The sequence below is a fragment of the Piscibacillus halophilus genome (genome assembly GCF_900110685.1).
Taxonomy (GTDB): Bacteria; Bacillota; Bacilli; order Bacillales; family Alkalibacillaceae; genus Piscibacillus; species Piscibacillus halophilus.
Genome location: NZ_FOES01000011.1, coordinates 1 through 18807 on the forward strand (window position 1 = coordinate 1; position 18807 = coordinate 18807).

General features: G+C 37.7%; 20 protein-coding genes and 1 riboswitch. Of the genes, 9 read left to right on the forward strand and 11 right to left on the reverse strand.

Annotated features, from left to right (window positions below; genetic code table 11):
- Nucleotides 1-233 (reverse strand): transposase (locus BMY57_RS06895; protein ID WP_143063796.1); only part of this gene is annotated, 233 nt, incomplete at its 3' end.
- A gap of 187 nt (nucleotides 234-420) precedes the next feature.
- On the opposite strand from BMY57_RS06895, the gene BMY57_RS06900 reads away from it, so the two are divergent.
- Nucleotides 421-1974 (forward strand): catalase, encoded by a 1554-nt coding sequence (locus tag BMY57_RS06900; protein WP_091773298.1) that lies wholly within the window; start codon nucleotides 421-423, stop codon nucleotides 1972-1974.
- Between the two features lie 26 nt (nucleotides 1975-2000).
- On the opposite strand, the gene BMY57_RS06905 is transcribed toward BMY57_RS06900, so the two are convergent.
- The 5 genes from BMY57_RS06905 to BMY57_RS06925 form a co-directional block, all read right to left on the reverse strand.
- Nucleotides 2001-2261, reverse strand: a complete 261-nt coding sequence (locus tag BMY57_RS06905; RefSeq protein ID WP_091773299.1) for a hypothetical protein — start codon at nucleotides 2259-2261, stop codon at nucleotides 2001-2003.
- Nucleotides 2262-2421: 160 nt separating this feature from the next.
- Nucleotides 2422-2874 carry a DinB family protein gene (locus BMY57_RS06910; RefSeq protein ID WP_091773300.1) on the reverse strand — a complete coding sequence of 151 codons (453 nt, stop codon included), beginning with the start codon at nucleotides 2872-2874 and terminating at the stop codon, nucleotides 2422-2424.
- A gap of 17 nt (nucleotides 2875-2891) precedes the next feature.
- Nucleotides 2892-3539, reverse strand: a complete 648-nt coding sequence (locus BMY57_RS06915; RefSeq protein ID WP_091773301.1) for an SDR family oxidoreductase — start codon at nucleotides 3537-3539, stop codon at nucleotides 2892-2894.
- Between the two features lie 76 nt (nucleotides 3540-3615).
- The gene (locus BMY57_RS06920) at nucleotides 3616-4290 is read right to left on the reverse strand and encodes a DUF1129 family protein (RefSeq protein ID WP_091773302.1); all 675 of its coding nucleotides are present in this window, start codon (nucleotides 4288-4290) and stop codon (nucleotides 3616-3618) included.
- Nucleotides 4287-4616, reverse strand: a complete 330-nt coding sequence (locus tag BMY57_RS06925) for a PadR family transcriptional regulator (RefSeq protein WP_091773303.1) — start codon at nucleotides 4614-4616, stop codon at nucleotides 4287-4289. Before BMY57_RS06925 ends, BMY57_RS06920 begins: the two co-directional genes overlap by 4 nt.
- 206 nt (nucleotides 4617-4822) lie before the next feature.
- On the opposite strand from BMY57_RS06925, the gene BMY57_RS06930 reads away from it, so the two are divergent.
- From BMY57_RS06930 to BMY57_RS06935, 3 genes are all read left to right on the forward strand, one after another.
- Entirely contained in the window at nucleotides 4823-6043 is a 1221-nt protein-coding gene (locus BMY57_RS06930; RefSeq protein ID WP_091773304.1) for an MFS transporter, read from the forward strand.
- A gap of 95 nt (nucleotides 6044-6138) precedes the next feature.
- Nucleotides 6139-6432, forward strand: a complete 294-nt coding sequence (locus tag BMY57_RS16575; protein ID WP_439895789.1) for a DUF3231 family protein — start codon at nucleotides 6139-6141, stop codon at nucleotides 6430-6432.
- On the forward strand, nucleotides 6417-7139 hold the full coding sequence (locus BMY57_RS06935) for a DUF3231 family protein (protein WP_439895790.1): 723 nt from the start codon (nucleotides 6417-6419) through the stop codon (nucleotides 7137-7139). The genes BMY57_RS16575 and BMY57_RS06935 overlap by 16 nt, the downstream gene beginning before the upstream one ends.
- 54 nt (nucleotides 7140-7193) lie before the next feature.
- Here the strand turns inward: BMY57_RS06935 and BMY57_RS06940 are convergent, their stop codons facing one another.
- Nucleotides 7194-7493 carry a hypothetical protein gene (locus BMY57_RS06940; protein WP_091773305.1) on the reverse strand — a complete coding sequence of 100 codons (300 nt, stop codon included), beginning with the start codon at nucleotides 7491-7493 and terminating at the stop codon, nucleotides 7194-7196.
- A 128-nt stretch (nucleotides 7494-7621) separates the two neighbouring features.
- Between BMY57_RS06940 and BMY57_RS06945 the strand changes: the two genes are divergently transcribed.
- Entirely contained in the window at nucleotides 7622-8104 is a 483-nt protein-coding gene (locus BMY57_RS06945; protein WP_091773306.1) for a PH domain-containing protein, read from the forward strand.
- Complete coding sequence (locus BMY57_RS06950) at nucleotides 8097-9512, forward strand: PH domain-containing protein (RefSeq protein WP_177176345.1); 1416 nt, start codon at nucleotides 8097-8099, stop codon at nucleotides 9510-9512. Before BMY57_RS06945 ends, BMY57_RS06950 begins: the two co-directional genes overlap by 8 nt.
- 410 nt (nucleotides 9513-9922) lie before the next feature.
- Here BMY57_RS06950 and trhO read toward each other — a convergent pair whose 3' ends face one another.
- On the reverse strand, nucleotides 9923-10900 hold the full coding sequence (gene trhO / locus BMY57_RS06955) for an oxygen-dependent tRNA uridine(34) hydroxylase TrhO (protein WP_091773308.1): 978 nt from the start codon (nucleotides 10898-10900) through the stop codon (nucleotides 9923-9925).
- A gap of 413 nt (nucleotides 10901-11313) precedes the next feature.
- On the opposite strand from trhO, the gene argF reads away from it, so the two are divergent.
- Genes argF through argH form a run of 3 tightly spaced genes read left to right on the forward strand, consistent with a single transcriptional unit; the run spans nucleotide 11314 to nucleotide 14911 of the window.
- Nucleotides 11314-12243, forward strand: a complete 930-nt coding sequence (gene argF, locus BMY57_RS06960) for an ornithine carbamoyltransferase (RefSeq protein WP_091773363.1) — start codon at nucleotides 11314-11316, stop codon at nucleotides 12241-12243.
- 39 nt (nucleotides 12244-12282) lie between these two features.
- On the forward strand, nucleotides 12283-13521 hold the full coding sequence (locus BMY57_RS06965) for an argininosuccinate synthase (protein WP_091773309.1): 1239 nt from the start codon (nucleotides 12283-12285) through the stop codon (nucleotides 13519-13521).
- A gap of 16 nt (nucleotides 13522-13537) precedes the next feature.
- Nucleotides 13538-14911, forward strand: coding sequence for an argininosuccinate lyase (gene argH / locus BMY57_RS06970; RefSeq protein ID WP_091773310.1), 1374 nt, complete (start codon nucleotides 13538-13540; stop codon nucleotides 14909-14911).
- 185 nt (nucleotides 14912-15096) lie between these two features.
- Here the strand turns inward: argH and BMY57_RS06975 are convergent, their stop codons facing one another.
- The 3 genes from BMY57_RS06975 to metX are packed head-to-tail and all read right to left on the reverse strand — an operon-like array spanning nucleotide 15097 to nucleotide 18496.
- Nucleotides 15097-16098: a homoserine dehydrogenase gene (locus tag BMY57_RS06975; protein ID WP_091773311.1), complete on the reverse strand. Its 1002-nt coding sequence runs from the start codon at nucleotides 16096-16098 to the stop codon at nucleotides 15097-15099.
- Nucleotides 16098-17417 (reverse strand): O-acetylhomoserine aminocarboxypropyltransferase/cysteine synthase family protein, encoded by a 1320-nt coding sequence (locus tag BMY57_RS06980; protein WP_091773312.1) that lies wholly within the window; start codon nucleotides 17415-17417, stop codon nucleotides 16098-16100. The genes BMY57_RS06975 and BMY57_RS06980 overlap by 1 nt, the downstream gene beginning before the upstream one ends.
- 23 nt (nucleotides 17418-17440) lie before the next feature.
- Complete coding sequence (gene metX / locus BMY57_RS06985) at nucleotides 17441-18496, reverse strand: homoserine O-acetyltransferase MetX (protein ID WP_369678852.1); 1056 nt, start codon at nucleotides 18494-18496, stop codon at nucleotides 17441-17443.
- Nucleotides 18497-18593: 97 nt separating this feature from the next.
- Nucleotides 18594-18703, reverse strand: a riboswitch (SAM riboswitch).
- Nucleotides 18704-18807 lie beyond the last annotated feature (104 nt).

Consider the following 18807-nt stretch of genomic DNA (forward strand, 5'->3'; position numbering starts at 1 on the left):
GTCTGAAATGCGTTTTCTCGATCTCGTGGCACCTGAAGGTCTTGGATGCGACCGTATTTCGTATCCAATTGACGACCGTAACTGCCGTTCTTATAGTTTTTTAGCTCAGGATTTTCTTCGAAAAATTGATTCATTTCTTCCTTCATAATTGTTTCTAGCTTCTCTTGGACGAAAGAGCGGACTAATTCGTCCAGTTGATTTTCGAGGTTGTTTTGTCCTATACTTGTAAACATGAGGTAGGGCATCTCCTTTCATGAGTTGATTTCGTTGTTTACTCTGAGGATACCCTGCCTCTTTTTTTGTCTTCAAGAGTTTTACACAAACTATTGTACGTCATCTAATCTAACCTATCTTGATATAAATGTTTTGACTTTCAAAGGTAACAATAAAATCTGAGTAGTCGAAAGGAGGAATTTTCGGATGAGAAAACATCCAAAAGATCAAGAAGAAAAACAAGAACTGACCAATCAACAGGGGCATCCCGTTACCGATAATCAAAACTCTAGATCAGTTGGGAATCGAGGACCTTTAGTATTAGAGAACTATGATTTTTTAGAAAAAATTAGTCACTTCGATCGTGAGAAAATCCCGGAGCGAATTGTCCATGCTCGCGGGGCTGGAGCACACGGATATTTTGAGTCTTATGGAGAAGTCAATGGAGAGCCAATTTCTAAATACACTCGAGCAAAAGTATTTGAAAAAGGAAAACGCACACCAGTCTTTGTACGTTTTTCGACTGTTAACCATGGGAAACACTCTCCTGAAACGTTACGTGACCCTCGAGGGTTTGCGGTGAAGTTTTACACAGAGGATGGGAACTGGGATTTAGTGGGGAATAACCTCAAAATCTTCTTCATTCGTGATCCGTTAAAATTCCCTGACTTTGTGCATTCGTTTATGCCTGACCCAGTCACGAATATTCAAGATCCTGAAAGACAGTTTGACTTTATCTGTCAATCACCAGAAGCAACCCATATGATTACATTCCTATTCTCCCCTTGGGGAATACCTGCAAACTATCGTCAAATGCAAGGTTCAGGTGTTCACGCTTATCGATGGGTAAATAAGGAAGGAAAAACGGTGTTAGTTAAATATCACTGGGAGCCTGTTCAAGGGATAAAAAATTTAACCCAAGAGGAGGCTAATAAAATTCAAGGAATGAACTTTAACCATGCCACTCAAGATTTATATGATGCCATTGAGGATGGAAACTATCCTGAATGGGAACTTTATGTCCAAATCATGGAAGATCATGAGCATCCTGAGTTAGATTTCGATCCATTAGATCCGACTAAGCTTTGGTATAAAGACCAGTTCCCGTGGTATAAAGTAGGGAAAATGGTACTTAATAAGAACCCACAAAACTTCCATGCCGAAGTCGAACAAGCAGCATTTGGGACTGGAGTATTAGTCGATGGTCTCGATTTCTCAGATGATAAACTTTTACAAGGCCGTACGTATTCTTATTCTGATACACAGCGTTATCGGGTTGGACCAAACTATTTACAGTTACCGATTAACAGTCCAATCAAGCGAGTAGCTACAAACCAAACCGGTGGCCAGATGGATTACCGAATGGACTACGCTGAAGAGAAAAATCCTCACATTAATTATGAGCCATCGTTAATCAATGGTCTTAAAGAAACGAAGAACCCAGGCGTTGAAAATACCCCCCATGTGGAAGGTAAGATCGTACGCGAACCCATTGAACGTCAAAACAACTTTGGACAAGCAGGCGAGACTTACCGTCGCCTCAACGATTGGGAACGCGATGATTTAATCAATAACTTAGTCGGTGCGCTTTCACAATGCCGTAAACCAATACAAGATCAGATGATTGAACATTTTACAAAGGCCGATGAAGATTACGGTCGACGTGTTAAAGAAGGGCTTCAAAATATGAAAACAAACGATGAAAAAGCCGAAGCTGTTCATGATGCCCAAGAAATGGGTCACCCGTCTGATCCTTACTAAAAAGAGGTGCGAAATCGCACCTCTTTTCAAAATAATCGTTTAATATCATCTAAATCTTGAAGCACTTGATTAACCTCTTCTGGTTTTAGCTTTACTAAGATTTGGTCGTTTAACGATAAAATTTGCCCACCATCTTCACCTGCATGTGCCAACAAATAATCATGCAGTAAACCGAGTTCTTCCTCTGAGATAGCGGATTCCGTTGTTAAATGTTTAACACTCGTGATTAAAAATTCTTGACTACCGTGATCATAGTCCCCTGAAATAATTTGACCATCTATGTGCATAACTTTCACCTCTTCAATTTTAGTCTTTACTAAAAGCTGTTGATTAATGAAGAAAACCTGTTGATAAAGACTAAAAACATGAAGAGTAAATTCCTAAACCCTGTGGATATCCTTGAAAACTTAAAAATACACACCCTGTCATCCACAGAGTGTGTACAAATTACCTAAAGAACGGGACATTCTTAACACCAATCATTCGAGCATACACAAATAATTGACCTTTGTGATGAATTTCGTGTTCATACATGCCTTGTAAATAACTGAACTTAGTCCCTTTCATTTGCGGTAATTCCGCTTCATTTGACTGTTGTAATTCTTCATCCGTCATATCTTCAATTTTCTTCTTCGTACTCTCTGTAAACTCTCTAACCTTTTGACGAACATCTTCCATCGTATCAAATTCAGGCATATCTGGCGCCACCATCTTCTCTGTTTTAACCATGTCTGCAAACATATCGCCTGCAGTGGCAACATGAAGGGCCATAGTCCCTAACGTCATTGCGCCATCCCAAGGCTTGTAATGGACATGTTCATCATCTATTTGTTCAAGTAACTGCTCAAGAACCTCTCTATGGTTTAACCAATCTTTTAAAAACTGATCGACATTTGACATACTATAACCTCCTCACATTAAAGTGACTTTAATGCTTCTTCGATAGAGTTTTCCCCAGAAAGTAAATCGAATCCACGATTAAATGTTTTTTCTTCATTAAGGGCGGCCACTAGTACGCGAGCCACGTCCTCACGAGGAATGGTTGCACGTTCTGGTAAGTCTTCCGCAACCCGCACGTTCCCTGCTCCTGGTTCATTCAAGAGTCCTCCAGGTCGAACAATTGTATGATTTAAAGAACTTGCTTCTAAAGCTTTATCTGCGTAATGTTTCGCAACGTAGTAGTGACGAATTTTTTCATTCCAGTTTTCACGGTTATGAGCTTGTAGTGCGCTAACCATTAAAAATCGTTCGACTCCCGCTTTTTCAGCGGCTTCAACCATTTTAATGGCTCCGTCTAAATCAATCAGTAGTGTTTTATCAGCCCCTGTTTGACCACCTGAACCTGCAGCAAAAATCACTGCGTCACAACCATCCGCTGCTTGCGCTAATTGATCGACTGGCCCCTCCAGATCCGCTAGAACGGCTTCAATACCCTTTTCTTTAAATTCATTAAGCTGATTTTCTTTACGTACCATCGCTCTTACATGGTGTTCCTGATGATTTTGTAATAACTCTGTTGCTTGCTTTCCAATTTTCCCATTGGCTCCAACAACTAATACTTTCATTTAATCAGCTCCTTTTATTTAAATAGAACCTAGTTAAAAGTATTTCATAAAAAATTCCTCTTATCAAAGAAGTTGTTTATATTCGTTTATATAAGATCCGACCAAATATAAATAGGATGACACCGATAATGATTTTTATATAAGCAGGCAGTTGTAAGTTCGGACCTATATCAGGCATGAAATAGTAAATTAAGAAAAAGACGCCAAATGAAAGCATTCCTATCAACCATAATAATAGAAATTCGCCCACTCTATTAATGGATTTAAACGTTGACCATCGGATATATTGTAGAGTTAAAATTAAATATAAGAATGCAAGTGGAATTGAAATAAGTAAAATAAGAATTTGGGAGACTAAATAGTGGTCTTCATAAAGTTCCCCAACATGGAATAAATAATAAGCTCCTGTACTAATGATTCCTGACATACCTACCCACGCTGCTAGTAAATAAAAAATTCCCATAACAAAATATTGTAATTGCTTCTTAGTCACCATTCTCGGCAATTCACCTATGACCTCATCCGCATACTGTTTGGGGTTAGATCCAAAAATGTCTTTAGCTGTTCTTCCTTCTTCTTGAGCTAATAATACATGATCTAACATTTCGTTTAATACTTCTTCTGTCTCTTGATCCGATTTATCAAAAGATAGCCTAATATAAACTAACATGTCTTCGTAATACTCTTTATTTTCTTTTGTTAAGAACTCTCGCTTCCTATTGTTTTCACTAATTAATTGCTGAGTGTTCATAAACTCTCTCCCTTTTCTAAGATTTGATCCACAGGCTTTTTAATCCAATCCCACTTTTGCCGAAATTCTTCTAGAGAATCTTTCCCTTCATCCGTTAAGTAATAATACTTACGGTTTGGACCATTTGGTGATTTTTCCATCTGACCTTGAATTAATTTTTCCTTTTGAAGCCTTAATAAAATGGGATAAATGGAACCCTCACTAACATCTAAATCATATTCGTGCAGTTTAACGGATAATTCGTAACCATAAACTGGTTGTTTCTCTATAACAGCTAAAATACATCCTTCTAAAATGCCCTTTAATAATTGACTTCTAATGGCCATTCTTCCACCTACCTTGTATAACCATATAGCCATGCTAAAAATTACTTTGTATAATCAAATAGCTGTTTCTTAATAGCTAACTTGCTATACAAAGTAGTTAATGTTTATTATATACCTTTTCTTTCCAAACATCAACCTTTCTTTTTCCATGACAGTTTCACTTTTCACGTTTACAATAATATTGGAACACAAAAAGGAGTTGCATTATGAGTCAGACACAAATTGGAATCAAACAAAACATTATTCAATTTACTTTACTTGTTTTTATTAACCTATTTGTCGGGTTTATGGTGGGACTGGAAAGAACCGTCCTTCCGATTATTGGTGAAGAGCACTTCGGTCTAGCTTCAGCAAGTGCTGCACTGTCATTTATCGTGAGCTTTGGTTTTTCTAAAGCTGTCATGAATTTCTTTGCAGGTGGACTGGCAGATCGCTTTGGAAGACGTCAGGTTCTATTGATTGGCTGGGGAATTGGCTTATTAGTTCCGATCTTAATTATTTTCGCTCACGCATGGTGGGTCGTTGTATTTGCAAATATTTTATTAGGTATTAATCAAGGTTTAACTTGGTCTATGACGTTAAACATGAAAGTGGACCTCGCTCGCAGCAATCAACGGGGTATTGCCGTTGGTTTTAATGAGTTTGCGGGATACATAGGGGTTGGATTAATGGCCGCGATTTCCGGTTATGTTGCCTCACAAACTTCTATTCGACCTGAACCGTTTTATCTTGGAATCGCGATTGTCGTCATAGGTTTTATTTTATCTATTTTTGCACAAGATACAGAAAAACATGTGCAAGTACAATCAGAGGATCATAACGGTGAAGATGAAAATTTTGATGCAAAAGAAGTTTTCAAAAAAACTACTTGGAAAGACCGTGAATTATCGACGATTAGTTTTGCTGGACTTTCAACGAACTTAAAAGATGGAATGGCATGGGGGCTATTCCCTGTCTTTTTAACGACAAGTGGCTTAACAGTTGGACAAGTTGGAGCTGTTGTTGCGGCTTATCCAGCTGCATGGGGATTCTTTCAATTATTCACAGGAATCTTAAGTGATAAAATCGGGCGAAAAGGGTTAATTGTTAGTGGTATGATCATTCAAGCCCTATCACTTTGGATGTTCTTATTAGTTGACACTTATGCTCTATGGTTAACAACTGCAATCTTATTAGGAATTGGAACAGCCATGGTTTATCCGACTTTAATTGCTGCGATCGGGGATGCCTCCCACCCTAAATGGCGAGCTACATCGATGGGATATTATCGTTTTTGGCGTGATAGTGGATATGCATTTGGGGCTTTAATGGCAGGACTGTTCACAGACTTACTCAATGTTAATTGGGCGATTGGGCTTGTCGCGCTCTTACCTCTCATCGCAGGATTGAGAGCTATCCGAATGAAAGAAACAATGGAATTGTTATAAAAAATCAGGTGCCCAATTATAAGTTCTTATTAAAATATGGATAATTGACATATGAGAGGGAAAAATACTTCTAAATACTATTAGGAGTGATTTGTGTGCCTGAACGTCCAAAAATTTCTTCAACGGAACTCGGTACATTATGGATGACTTATCAACAAAAGACCATGATTTTACGAATGTTAGAATATTTTATTGAAAAAGCCGATGACGAAGAAGCTAAAAATATTATGACATCTTTATATGAACAAATTGATCCATATGTCAAAAAAATCATAGAGATTTTTGAAAGTGAAGGAGCAGTAGTACCAGTTGGTTTTACAGCTAAAGACGTCAACAAAGGAGCTCCTAAGTTTATGATAATGGATTCGACATTATGTTTGTTAGATTAATAAAAGCCATTAGTATGGGGATGCATACGTTACACGCAAGTATGTCCTATCGTGAAGATATTGTGATGATGTATAAAGAACTAACAGCCATTACTCAAGAGACATCTAATGACTGCACCCAATATTTGATTAATAAAGGACTTCTACCTCGCCCACCTTATGTAACGATGCCAGACGCAGTTGAGTTTGTGCATGACAAAAGTTATATGAGTGGATTTAATCCTTTCGGTAATAAACGAGCGCTAAATACAGTAGAAGCTGCTCATATCTATTATACAATCGAAACAAACGTCACAGGGATGCAAATGATAACTGGTTTTGCTCAGTGTGCTCATGAAAAGGAAGTGAAACAATACTTTTCACAAGGTGTCGAGCTGGCTAAAAGTATTATAAAAGAATTTAATGAAATGCTATTACAAAGTGGGGTTCAACCTCCATCTACATCCGGTGGGAATGCAACCAGTTCAACTGTGGCACCTTTTTCCGATAAAATCATGATGTACTGTACCAGTCTATTTTGTGGTTTTTCTTTAAGTAAAAATGCACTAGGTACTGCCTTTAGTTTAAGGAATGATATACCTGCTAAAGCAACAGTCTTAACAAAGGATATTTTTGAATATGCTCATCAAGGCGCAAAACTGATGATTAAACATGGTTGGATGGGAGAACCACCACAAATGGAAGAACGAAATCAGCTTTTAAATTAATAAGTTGAGAATGGCACCCTAAAAGAATGTAACTTTTAGGGTGCTATTTTTTGGTTAAATATAAAGAAATATAAAAGCTGATAAGGCTGTTAAAAGTGAACCGAAAAAATACGGACTAACAAAACCAACAAATTTATTCGGTTTTGTTCTTGGTTTATATTGCCCAAATGTTGTTGAAGCAGCTGTCCCTTCTCCTAAAACGGATACTCGCCCACCATAGGTAAAAAAACAACTGATGATGCCCACAATAAACACTATGTTGACTAATTCAAAGCTTGTAAAATAATGAACTGTCAAAATGATTATGTACAATACCGCCATAGCGATTAAAAGTTTAAGAATAAAATTCTTCATTCCCTCATCCCCTTTTTACCTTTACTACGGATAAAACTATGTTTCGTTTCATAAATTCCTTGTTAAGTTGTTGGAATTTTTTGTTATAATAAAATAGGACTAAATTCATACTCAAAGGACGATTATAAATGCGACAACCTCCAAAACAAAGAATTGCAAAAGATGCGATTAAGGCATGGAGATTAACTGCCTTGATATTATTAATCATCCCCATTGCGTTAACAGGCGCCTCATGGTATCTAATGTACACTTTTAACTTTTTAGTATTTTGGATTCCTATTGTTCTATCCATCATCACGTTATTAGATTTAATTATTACACCATTTTTCATCCCTAAATGGCGTTGGCGTCGTTGGAGATATGAAGTGGTGGATGAAGAGATTTATATCCAGCACGGAATTTTGATCGTAACACAGACGTTGATTCCTATGATACGAATTCAACATGTTGATACAAAGCAAGGGCCTATTTTATCAAAATATAAACTGGCTACTTTAACGATTACAACAGCAGCTACGACTCATGAAATCCCTGCCCTACCTGAGAATGAAGCAACGGAGTTAAGGGATTTAATCTCGGAATTAGCAAGGGTGGAACAAGATGATGTCTAACCCAAAACATTTAAATCCACTTGCGGTTGTATTTAATGTTTTTAAATCGTTTAAAAACGCCTTTTACTTTATTGTGACATTTTCCGTCCTTGCGATTAGTGATGGATTTTTTAAATATGTATTGTTAGGAATATTAGGATTAGCTGTTTTATTTATTATATTAGGGATTATTTCATGGAGACGTTTCACATATGAGGTAACACCTGATCAAATCCACATTAAACATGGAATATTTATTCGAAAAGATCGCTACATCTCCCGTAACCGAATTCAATCGATTGATCTCACTCAAGGGATTATTCATAGACCTTTTGGTTTAACAAAAGTAGAAATTGAAACGGCTGGTAATGATCGTGACGTTGATGCTAACTTAAGTGCTGTTAGATATAACGAAGGTATCCGTATACAGGAAATGTTAAAAGAAAATCGCAATTTGGCCACGGAAGAAAAAGTAGCTCAAGAACCAGAATATCCTAAGCGAACCGTGAATAATCGGGACTTATTAATTGCCGGAGCGACATCTGGCAGTATTGGGGTAATCATCGGTTTATTTGGTTTAGTGTTTAGCCAAATTGAGAATCTCATTCCAGATCACGTTTATGATGTAACGACGAGGTGGTTACTGGCACAAGCCTTAGAGTCGCTTGTGATTTTTGCTCTGATGATTGCTATCATTTTATGGGGGTTAGGAATTTTAGGTTCACTTATTAAATATGGGAAGTTTCAAATTATAAGATATGAAAAAGAGCTTTTTATTACACGTGGTTTATTAGAGAAAAAACAAATGACAATCCCTTTAAAACGGATTCAAGCCGTTGGAATTGAGGAAAACTTCATCCGACAGCCATTTGGATTGGCAACTATATACGTCGTTATTGCAGGTGGTGAAATTGGTACAACAGCTGATGCCCATACACTGTTGTTTCCCGTCATCAGAAAAAGGAAAGTAGAAGAGTTTTTGAATGATATTTTACCTGAATATAATCAAGTACCCCACCACTACAAGCGAGTCCCAGTTCGGGCATTGCCTTATTACTTGGTTCGTTCATTATTGATACCTATTATTTTATTGATCTTGGCCTTCATTTTTACCCCAACGATTTGGATATATCTGACGGTCCTGTTCTTATTATTCTTAACTCTTGGGTATGCTAGATATCGAACTGCTGGCTACCATGTTGATGATCAATTTTTAACTGTACGCTTTCGAGTTTTTAATAAAGAAACCATATTAATTCCGAAAAAACGAATCCAAGCGATTGAAGTGATCCATCATTTTCTTCACAGAAAACAAGAGCTTGCGAGTTTTAAAGTTTCCATCTTAAGCAAACAGTCTGGACGTCAAATTTGGATAAAAGAACTTGAGCAACAGGACAATGATTATTTAATTAAATGGTTAGAACGCTAAAAAGAGGCTGAGACAAAAATAATGATTAAATAAAAGAAGGCGAACCTTAGACTGTATTAAACATCCAAAGTTCGCCTTCTTTCTTATAGCTTCGTCAAAATGCTTCGCTTTCCGCAGGCACAGCTTCAACTTCCCCAAACTCACTTCCGTTCGAAGATTTAAGGATGTTCGGCTAATGACGCAACATCCTGTGGCCCCTCAGCTCGTGCTGTTCTGCGACGATCTAGTGTCGGCGTTGGCCACAAATGCTACTTGTGATACCTCTTTGAAATAATTTACGCCGAGTCATCGCAGGCGTAGGACGTGGCCGCTTTTAGCCGACCAGGAGTCTCGCATTTTGACTACGCTAACTCCATTTTCATTCGGATTTTATTGATCAATTTATCTTTTGTCCAGACTCTACTCTTATATTAAGCTTCTTGAGCTTGAGTTTCGTAGTATTCTTCAATTTTTCTTAAACGCTCTTGAACTTCTTCTTCTGATAAATCGTGTTCTTCGATATACAGATTGCGTTCAGCTGTGCGACACTCATGTGTGCAGCCACGCATGAAGAAGTGTTCGTTCTCTTCAGAGCAAATAATTTGCTTGTTACACTCTGGATTTGCACAATTGACGTAACGTTCACAAGGTTCACCAGTGAAGTAGTCTTTACCTACTACCACATGTTCTTTTTGGTTAATTGGCACGCTGATGCGCTCATCAAACACATACATCTTACCGTCCCAAAGTTCACCTTGTACTTCTGGGTCTTTACCGTAATTAATGATACCACCGTGAAGTTGGTTAACATCTTCGAAACCTTCTTTTTTCAACCAACCAGAGAACTTCTCACAACGGATTCCACCTGTACAGTAAGTTAAGATCCGCTTACCTTCAAGCATCTCTTTATTTTCTTTAACCCACTCTGGTAATTCTTTAAACGTTTTAATATCTGGACGAATGGCACCACGGAAATGACCTAAGTCGTACTCATAGTCATTACGTGCATCTAATACGATTGTATTTTCATCTTTTAGTAATTGATAAAATTCTTTAGGCTCCAGATAGTTGCCAGTCAATTCATTCGGATCAATGTCATCTTCTAAACGAAGACTAACAATCTCTGGACGATGGCGAACGTGCATTTTCTTAAATGCATGTCCATCTGCTTCATCAATTTTAAACTCAATGTCTTCAAAGCGAGGATCTTGACGAAGCGTGTTCATATACTCCTCAGTTTGTTCCACAGTACCGGAAACAGTACCGTTGATTCCCTCTTCCGCGATTAGAATACGTCCTTTAAGACCTAAATCCTTACAGAATTTCAGATGTTCATTCGTCAACTCTTCTGGATTGTCAATGTGAACGTACTTATAATAAAGTAATACGCGATAAGTTTTATCTCCCATAAATAAAACCACCTCATAATTGAATTTTCTTACGCATAAGTACGTAGAATGATTTTTTCCAAACATAAATTTTACAATAAAATATAAGCATTTGCAATTGAAAAATCAGGAAACCGTTGCGTGATATACGTAACGGTTTCTTTTTTTACTATTAAAAGTTATTTTTCCCACTTTTTATGTATTGATAAATAAATAATTATACAAAAAACATCAAAATTATTTTTAATTATTGAATATATATACAATATTACGTATAATTTCTTATAAACTATAGTAAAATCATTCGAGAAAGTACATACAAAAGGAAGAGCTAACCAACCCAAAACTGCTCAGCGCTTTATACTAAATCAAAATGAGGTGAGACTTTGAGTTTGAAATCCATTAATCACAATGATTTAAGGATCGAGAAAGACATGTATGGAAAGAATTTTTTAACCTTAGCTGATTTTTCATCTAGTGAAATTGAGTATTTAATTTCATTAGCTTTGACATTAAAGAAAAAGCAAAAACTTGGCATCCCACATGAGTATTTAAAAGGGAAAACATTAGGAATGATTTTTGAAAAGTCCTCAACAAGAACTAGAGTCTCCTTTGAAGTGGGCATGTATCAACTTGGTGGGCATGCTAGCTTTTTAAGCTCTAGAGATCTTCAATTAGGTAGAGGAGAATCCATTAATGATACGGCAAAAGTGTTGTCAAGATATTTAGATGGCGTTATGATTCGAACCTTTGATCATCAAACGATTGAAGAGTTTGCTTCAGCATCTAGTATACCCGTTATAAACGGATTAACGAATTCTCATCATCCAGCACAAGTCTTAGCTGATTTAATGACCATTAAGGAATACAAAGGTGACTTAAAAGGGTTAAAACTTTGTTTTATCGGTGATGGAAATAACAATATGACGCACTCCTTAATAGAAGGAGCTGCTCTAACAGGAATGAATATATCTGTCGCTAGTCCTAAGAACTATGAACCTAATCAAAGTATTTTAAATCAAGCCATACAAATAGCTACGACTAACGACTGCCATATCACTTTAACGAATGATCCAGAGGAAGCGATTGACCAGGCAGATGTAGTCATTACAGATGTATGGGCAAGTATGGGGCAAGAAGACGAACAAACGGAACGAATGGAACAACTCGCACCTTATCAAATCAATCAAGCTTTATGTGAAAAAGCTAAACCTAACTATATTTTTCTTCATTGTTTGCCAGCGCACCGTGGTGAAGAAGTAACAGCAGAAATTATTGACGGAAAACACTATGTAGTTTTTGATGAAGCTGAAAACCGTTTGCATGCCCAAAAAGCTTTATTAAAGGTTTTGTTATCTGATTAAATTTCAATATAAAAAATAATCATTCGGAGGGGATCTCAAATGAATCAAAAAGGTAAAGTCGTATTAGCCTATTCAGGAGGATTAGACACCTCTGTATCTATTAAATGGATACAAGAGAAGTATGGATACGATGTTATTGCAGTTGGTTTAGATGTTGGTGAGGGTAAAAACCTAGAAGAAATCAAAGACAAGGCCTTAAAGGTCGGGGCAGAAAAAGCCATTATGATTGATGCACGGGAACTATTAGCTAAAGAATATATTTTACCTGCTTTAAAAGCTAATTGTTTATATGAGGGAAAATATCCATTATCGTCAGCTTTATCACGCCCACTTATTTCAAAATTACTCGTTGAAATTGCCAAGGAAGAGGGGGCCGTAGCTGCTGCTCATGGTTGTACTGGAAAAGGGAACGACCAAGTACGCTTCGAAGTCTCACTACAAGCACTTGACCCTGACTTAGAAGTGATTGCGCCCGTTCGAGAATGGCAAATGACTCGTGATGAAGAGATTGCCTATGCTGAGAAAAAAGGCATCCCGATCCCAGTCGACCTTGATAACCCTTATTCAATTGATGCTAACATTTGGGGACGTGCATGCGAGGCTGGTATTTTAGAAGATACGTGGAATGAAGCACCAGAGGGGGCGTTTGAATGGACAGCGCCTATATCAGATGCTCCAGACGCCCCAGAATACATTGACATCGACTTTGAAAAAGGAGAACCCGTTGCCTTAAACGGAGAAGAGCTACCTTTAGTAGATTTAATTGAACAACTTAATGAACTCGGTGGAAAACATGGGGTTGGTCGAATTGATCATGTTGAAAACCGTATGGTGGGAATCAAATCTCGTGAAGTGTATGAAAATCCAGGTGCTCTCATTTTAATTAATGCCCATAAGGAGCTTGAGTTTTTAACTCTTCCAGGTGAAGTTACTAAGTTTAAACGACAAGTCGATGAACAATTAACACAGCTTATTTATGATGGGCTATGGTATTCTCCATTAAAAGACGCACTCAACGCATTCGTTGAAGAAACACAACAAGTTGTTACAGGAAAAATACGCGTCAAACTTCATAAAGGTAATCACCTTGTAGTCGCACGTCACTCTGACCATAGCCTCTATAATGAGGAGCTCGCAACCTATTCGAAAGGCGACTTATTCGATCATAACGCAGCAGTTGGCTTTATAAAACTATGGGGATTACGTACAAAGGTCTATTCCGAAGTCAACCAAAATAAGAAAAATTCTTTAGAAACTATAAAAACTGAATCTCACTAAAAAGGGGGAATCGACCTTGTCTAAGCTATGGGGTGGAAGGTTTACGAAAAATACGAATCAATTAGTAGAAGAGCTCACCGCTTCGATTTCTTTCGATCAAAAACTAGTGAACGAGGATATTCAAGGAAGCATCGCTCACGTCCAAATGCTTGCAGAAAATAATATTCTAACTAATGAAGAGATGCAAACGATCGTTCAAGGACTAAACCGAGTCAAAGAAAAAATTGAAAATGGTGAACTAACATTTTCAGTTGCCGATGAAGATATTCATATGAATATAGAATCTTTTTTAATAGATGAAATTGGTCCATTAGGTGGTAAACTCCATACCGGTCGTAGCCGAAATGATCAAGTTGCAACGGATATGCACCTTTATTTAAAGAACCATACGAATGACATTATTAAACTTATTAACCAAGTGCAGTCTGCAATTGTAAAACAGTCTGAGGATCATATTTATACGACTATTCCAGGATATACCCATTTACAAAGGGCTCAACCAATTTCATTTGCCCATCATTTAATGGCTTATTTTTGGATGCTCCAACGAGATAAAGAAAGATTAACCGACAGTCTTAAGCGTATAAATTGGTCACCACTTGGAGCTGGTGCTTTAGCTGGAACAACTTTTCCGATTGACCGTAAACGTTCTGCAGAATTACTTGGGTTCAATCAAATCTATCCAAATAGCATGGATGCAGTCAGTGATCGTGATTTTATTCTTGAGTTTCTTTCTGACTGCTCTATCTTGGTTATGCATATTTCACGACTTTCTGAAGAGCTTGTTATTTGGAGCAGTGAAGAATTTAATTTTATAGAATTGGATGATTCCTTTTGTACAGGGTCTAGTATTATGCCCCAGAAGAAAAACCCAGATGTACCTGAACTGTTGAGAGCTAAAACGGGACGAGTATATGGGAACCTTTTCGGATTATTAACTGTCTTAAAAGGGCTTCCATTAGCCTATAATAAAGATATGCAAGAAGATAAAGAAGGTATGTTTGACACCATTGAAACTGTCGAAGGGGCGTTACAACTTTTAGCACCCATGATTGAAACTATGAAAATTAATCAAGATACTATGCGTCAAGCTGTAAACCAAGATTTTTCAAATGCGACCGATATCGCAGATTATTTAGTAACTAAAGGGCTCCCTTTCCGAGAAGCACATGAGATTATAGGAAAAATTGTGTTATATGCCATTCATCAAGATCAATACTTATTAGACTTAAGCCTTGAAGAATACCAGCAATTTAGTTCATTATTTGAAAATGACATTTATGAAATACTGTCACCTGAACACGTGGTAAGCGTTCGAAATAGCTATGGTGGAACGTCTCCTGAACAAGTTTCAAATCAAATCGAATTAGCCAAACAAACGCTTAATTAGCATTTTAGTTGAAGAAGTACAGACAAAAAGAAACCCGAGCTATAAATGAACCTTGGGACAGTTATAGTTCGGGTTGTATATATTCATTCGAATAAGTGATGCTTCTCCCACTGAAGTCTTCACATTTTGACGACATTTTTGTTCAAAATTTAATTATCTAATGACCTTCTATCTTAACTTCTTTACTACTTTTTAGTTACAAGTTTTATCGATTTGCTTACGGGGTTATAAATATCAACGAGGTCTTCAACCATAACACTTGCCGTTGGGTACTTACCTGCTCCTGGCCCTTGAAAAACTAATTCACCAATTAAATCTCCTGTCACTAAAACCGCATTATCCACCCCTTCAACAGAATATAATTTATGACTCTCACTAACAGTTAGGAGACTCACCTCGGAGAAAACCTTTTCCCCACTAATTTCTATTACTCCAACATGTTTGATTCTCTCATGGCGCAAATTCGCCTGATTAATATCATCTGTCGAAATCGTACTTATGCCAGCACAACGTACATAATTTTGGTTCACTTTTCGCCCAGTTAGTAATTCTGTTAAAATCATAATTTTATAAAGAGCATCGTAACCTTCAATATCGTTTGTTGGATTTGCTTCTGCATACCCTAATGCCTGTGCCTCAGTCAAAGCCTTCTCTAAAGAGATTTGCTCTTCTCTCATTTTTGTCAAAATATAATTCGACGTTCCGTTTAAGATGGCTTCGATCTTAAGAACCTGATTAACCTGTAAAAGCTTCGTTAGAGCTCCAATGATTGGCACTCCACCAGCTACCGTCGCCTCAAACTTTAACTCGACACCTTGATCCTTAGCTCTCTTTTGAAGCTCAAACCCCTTATGTGCAAAAAGTTCTTTATTTGCTGTCACGACATGTAAACCCTGGTCAATTGCATGCGACAAATAAGTATAGGCCGGTTCCACTCCTACAATTGCTTCAACGACAACATCCAAGTCTGGCAGAGCTAAAATTTCCTGAAAATCATCTGTAACAAATACATGTGAACCCATTTTGCGTTCTTTACTAATGTCATCCACTAACACTGCAACGACTTCAATTGGATGGCCAACTAAGTGTCTCAATTGATTTTGCCGACTCTCAATGACTTCATAAACTCCGCTTCCTACAGTTCCAAAACCTAGTAACGCAACTTTAATGGAACTCTCGTCACTCATTATGATCTCACAAATTCTTTCTTTGAAGATATACCATTAGCGGCATTAATCGCTTGCTCTAGGTCTTCTAATAGATCATCAATATGTTCAATTCCGACAGATAATCGAATCAAATCTTCTGTTACACCAGTTGATCTAATTTCTTCTTCACTCAATTGTTGATGCGTCGTGCTTGCCGGGTGAATGATTAAGCTTTTCGCATCACCAACATTTGCTAAATGTGACCATAACCTCACGTTATTAATCACTTCAGCTCCAGCTTCGCGACCGCCTTTTATTCCAAAGACAACTATTGAACCTGCACCTTTTGGTAAATACTTTTTAGCTAATTCGTTTGAATCATGATTTTCTTGTTCGGGATATAACACCCACTCGACACCTGGATGAGCTTCTAAATATTCAACTACTTTACGCGCATTCGCAACATGCTCTTTTAGACGAACATGCAATGTTTCGATACCAAGTGCAATTTGAAAAGCGTTATACGGACTTAAGGCAGCTCCTGTGTCACGAAGTAATTGAACGCGAGCCTTTGTAATATAAGCCGCTTCCGGTAAAACTTCGGCATAAACAAGACCGTGATAACTTGGATCTGGTTGCGTGAAACCAGGGAATTTTTCTGAATTCCAATCAAATTTACCGCCATCGACAATAATGCCACCTAATGTCGTCCCATTTCCTCCTAACCATTTGGTCGCAGAGTGAACGACAATATCAGCACCAAAATCAATCGGACGGCACAGATACGGAGTAGCAAATGTATTATCAATAATAAGTGGTATGCCTGCTTCATGAGCAATTTCAGCCACTTTTTCAATATCTAATACCGTTAACCCTGGGTTTCCAATCGTTTCAGCAAAAATGGCTTTCGTTTTTGGTGTTATCGCATCGCGGAAGTTTTCAGGATCTTTTGGATCAACAAAATGTGTCGTAATCCCATGCTTTGGTAGAGTCGTTGAAAATAAATTATATGTTCCTCCATAAAGCGTCGATGCTGATACAATTTCATCTCCAACTTCGGCAATATTAAAAATAGCAGTTGAAATTGCCGCCATCCCACTAGATAGTGCTAAGGCACCCACTCCACCTTCTAATTGAGCGACCCGCTCCTCTAAAGCTCCAACAGTTGGGTTGCCAATACGTGTATAAATAAAGCCTTCTTCTTTTAACCCAAATAAATTTGCTGCGTGGTCCGTGTTATTAAACTTATAAGAATTCGTTTGATAAATAGGTAATGCTCGTGCGCCTGTTGTTGGGTCCGCCTCTAATCCCCCATGAATATTCACCGTTTCTAATCGATAATTTTTCTCTTCACTCATTTAAATCGCTCCCTTTTTATTTTTTATACGGCTTTAGCCGTTAATGACGATAACTTTTCTTGAATAAATGGTCCCCACTTTTCAAATTCAACTAAAAATCCATCATGGCCAAAAATCGTATCTACTTCATAAAACTCTGCATAGCCGCCTGTTTCTTGAACATCAATAACAAAGCGTTTAAGCTCACTAGGCGGGTAAAGTAAATCTTTGTTAAAACTTAACGCAAAAATAGGTGCTCGATATTTCTGAATCGCCTGATGATAACCGCCACGATCTCGAGAAATATCATGACCATTCATAACGTCTAGTAACCTTAAATAACTGTAGGGATTAAAACGTTTGGCTAGCTTTTCCCCTTGGTGATCCAAATAAGATTCCACATCAAATTCTCCATTGAGTTCCCCCCTCGAAAATCGTTTACTAAATAAATCATCTGATCGATATGTCACCATACCAACCATTCGCGCCAGACTTAACCCTTTTTCAGGTTGCCCCCCATTTTGTAAAGCTAAATCCTGATTAATGGCTTCTTTTGCTATATGATTAAATGCAATAGCATAATCACTAAAAATGGGCGTAACAGCTATCGGAAAAATCGCATCCATAAAATCGGGATACATAAGTCCCCACTCTAACACTTGCATGCCTCCAAGCGATCCACCTATAACCGCTTTAAGATGATCTATCCCTAACACATTTAAAGCAACAAATTGAATTTCAACGAGATCTCTCACCGTCAATGATGGAAATTGTTCCTGATACGCTTCACCAGTTGGACTCATAAACCCTGGGCCAGTTGATCCGTCACAACCACCTAAAACATTGAACGTTATGACTTCGTATGATCGAGTATCAATGTACCCACCGTCATGGATTAAGCCACTCCACCAACCTGGTTGGTCATTCGTCCCAACAGCGTATTGATTGCCTGTTAAAGCGTGACAAACCAAAATCGTCGGTCCATTTGAATTTCCGCATCGTTCGTAAGCGAGCTGTACCTCATCAAACTTCTCCCCATTTTGTAGTTTGAAGTTAGGAATCGTAACAGTTCCTGTTTGATACGAGATGGTACTTCTCATAACCATCCATCCTTCCACTTTCTTTATTAAAAACTAAAAAGGCCTCCCTGCTTTGAGCAGAGAGGCCAATATATACAAATGCCTAATAAATTGGTCCCTCTCATCTTTCAAAGCACATTTGCTTTGCAGGAATTAGCACCTTTCAAACCGTTGTTTGAAGGTTGCCGGGCGTCATCGGGCCAGTCCCTCAGCCACTCTAGATAAGAGTTAAAAATTGTTATTTAATTTTGAATTAATTGATATATTAGCATGGTCCGTTCGTGATGTCAACAAAATTTATATACAAAAATATATGTCGTTATTTATGTGAT

Excerpts from the sequence above, each read along its gene's own strand:
- BMY57_RS06900 (WP_091773298.1), top strand. The coding sequence starts at position 421 with ATGAGAAAACATCCAAAAGATCAAGAAGAAAAACAAGAACTGACCAAT.
- BMY57_RS06905 (WP_091773299.1), bottom strand. The coding sequence starts at position 2,261 with ATGCACATAGATGGTCAAATTATTTCAGGGGACTATGATCACGGTAGT.
- BMY57_RS06910 (WP_091773300.1), bottom strand. The coding sequence starts at position 2,874 with ATGTCAAATGTCGATCAGTTTTTAAAAGATTGGTTAAACCATAGAGAG.
- BMY57_RS06915 (WP_091773301.1), bottom strand. The coding sequence starts at position 3,539 with ATGAAAGTATTAGTTGTTGGAGCCAATGGGAAAATTGGAAAGCAAGCA.
- BMY57_RS06920 (WP_091773302.1), bottom strand. The coding sequence starts at position 4,290 with ATGAACACTCAGCAATTAATTAGTGAAAACAATAGGAAGCGAGAGTTC.
- BMY57_RS06925 (WP_091773303.1), bottom strand. The coding sequence starts at position 4,616 with ATGGCCATTAGAAGTCAATTATTAAAGGGCATTTTAGAAGGATGTATT.
- BMY57_RS06930 (WP_091773304.1), top strand. The coding sequence starts at position 4,823 with ATGAGTCAGACACAAATTGGAATCAAACAAAACATTATTCAATTTACT.
- BMY57_RS06935 (WP_439895790.1), top strand. The coding sequence starts at position 6,417 with ATGTTTGTTAGATTAATAAAAGCCATTAGTATGGGGATGCATACGTTA.
- BMY57_RS06940 (WP_091773305.1), bottom strand. The coding sequence starts at position 7,493 with ATGAAGAATTTTATTCTTAAACTTTTAATCGCTATGGCGGTATTGTAC.
- BMY57_RS06945 (WP_091773306.1), top strand. The coding sequence starts at position 7,622 with ATGCGACAACCTCCAAAACAAAGAATTGCAAAAGATGCGATTAAGGCA.
- BMY57_RS06950 (WP_177176345.1), top strand. The coding sequence starts at position 8,097 with ATGTCTAACCCAAAACATTTAAATCCACTTGCGGTTGTATTTAATGTT.
- trhO (WP_091773308.1), bottom strand. The coding sequence starts at position 10,900 with ATGGGAGATAAAACTTATCGCGTATTACTTTATTATAAGTACGTTCAC.
- argF (WP_091773363.1), top strand. The coding sequence starts at position 11,314 with ATGTATGGAAAGAATTTTTTAACCTTAGCTGATTTTTCATCTAGTGAA.
- BMY57_RS06965 (WP_091773309.1), top strand. The coding sequence starts at position 12,283 with ATGAATCAAAAAGGTAAAGTCGTATTAGCCTATTCAGGAGGATTAGAC.
- BMY57_RS06975 (WP_091773311.1), bottom strand. The coding sequence starts at position 16,098 with ATGAGTGACGAGAGTTCCATTAAAGTTGCGTTACTAGGTTTTGGAACT.
- BMY57_RS06980 (WP_091773312.1), bottom strand. The coding sequence starts at position 17,417 with ATGAGTGAAGAGAAAAATTATCGATTAGAAACGGTGAATATTCATGGG.
- metX (WP_369678852.1), bottom strand. The coding sequence starts at position 18,496 with ATGAGAAGTACCATCTCGTATCAAACAGGAACTGTTACGATTCCTAAC.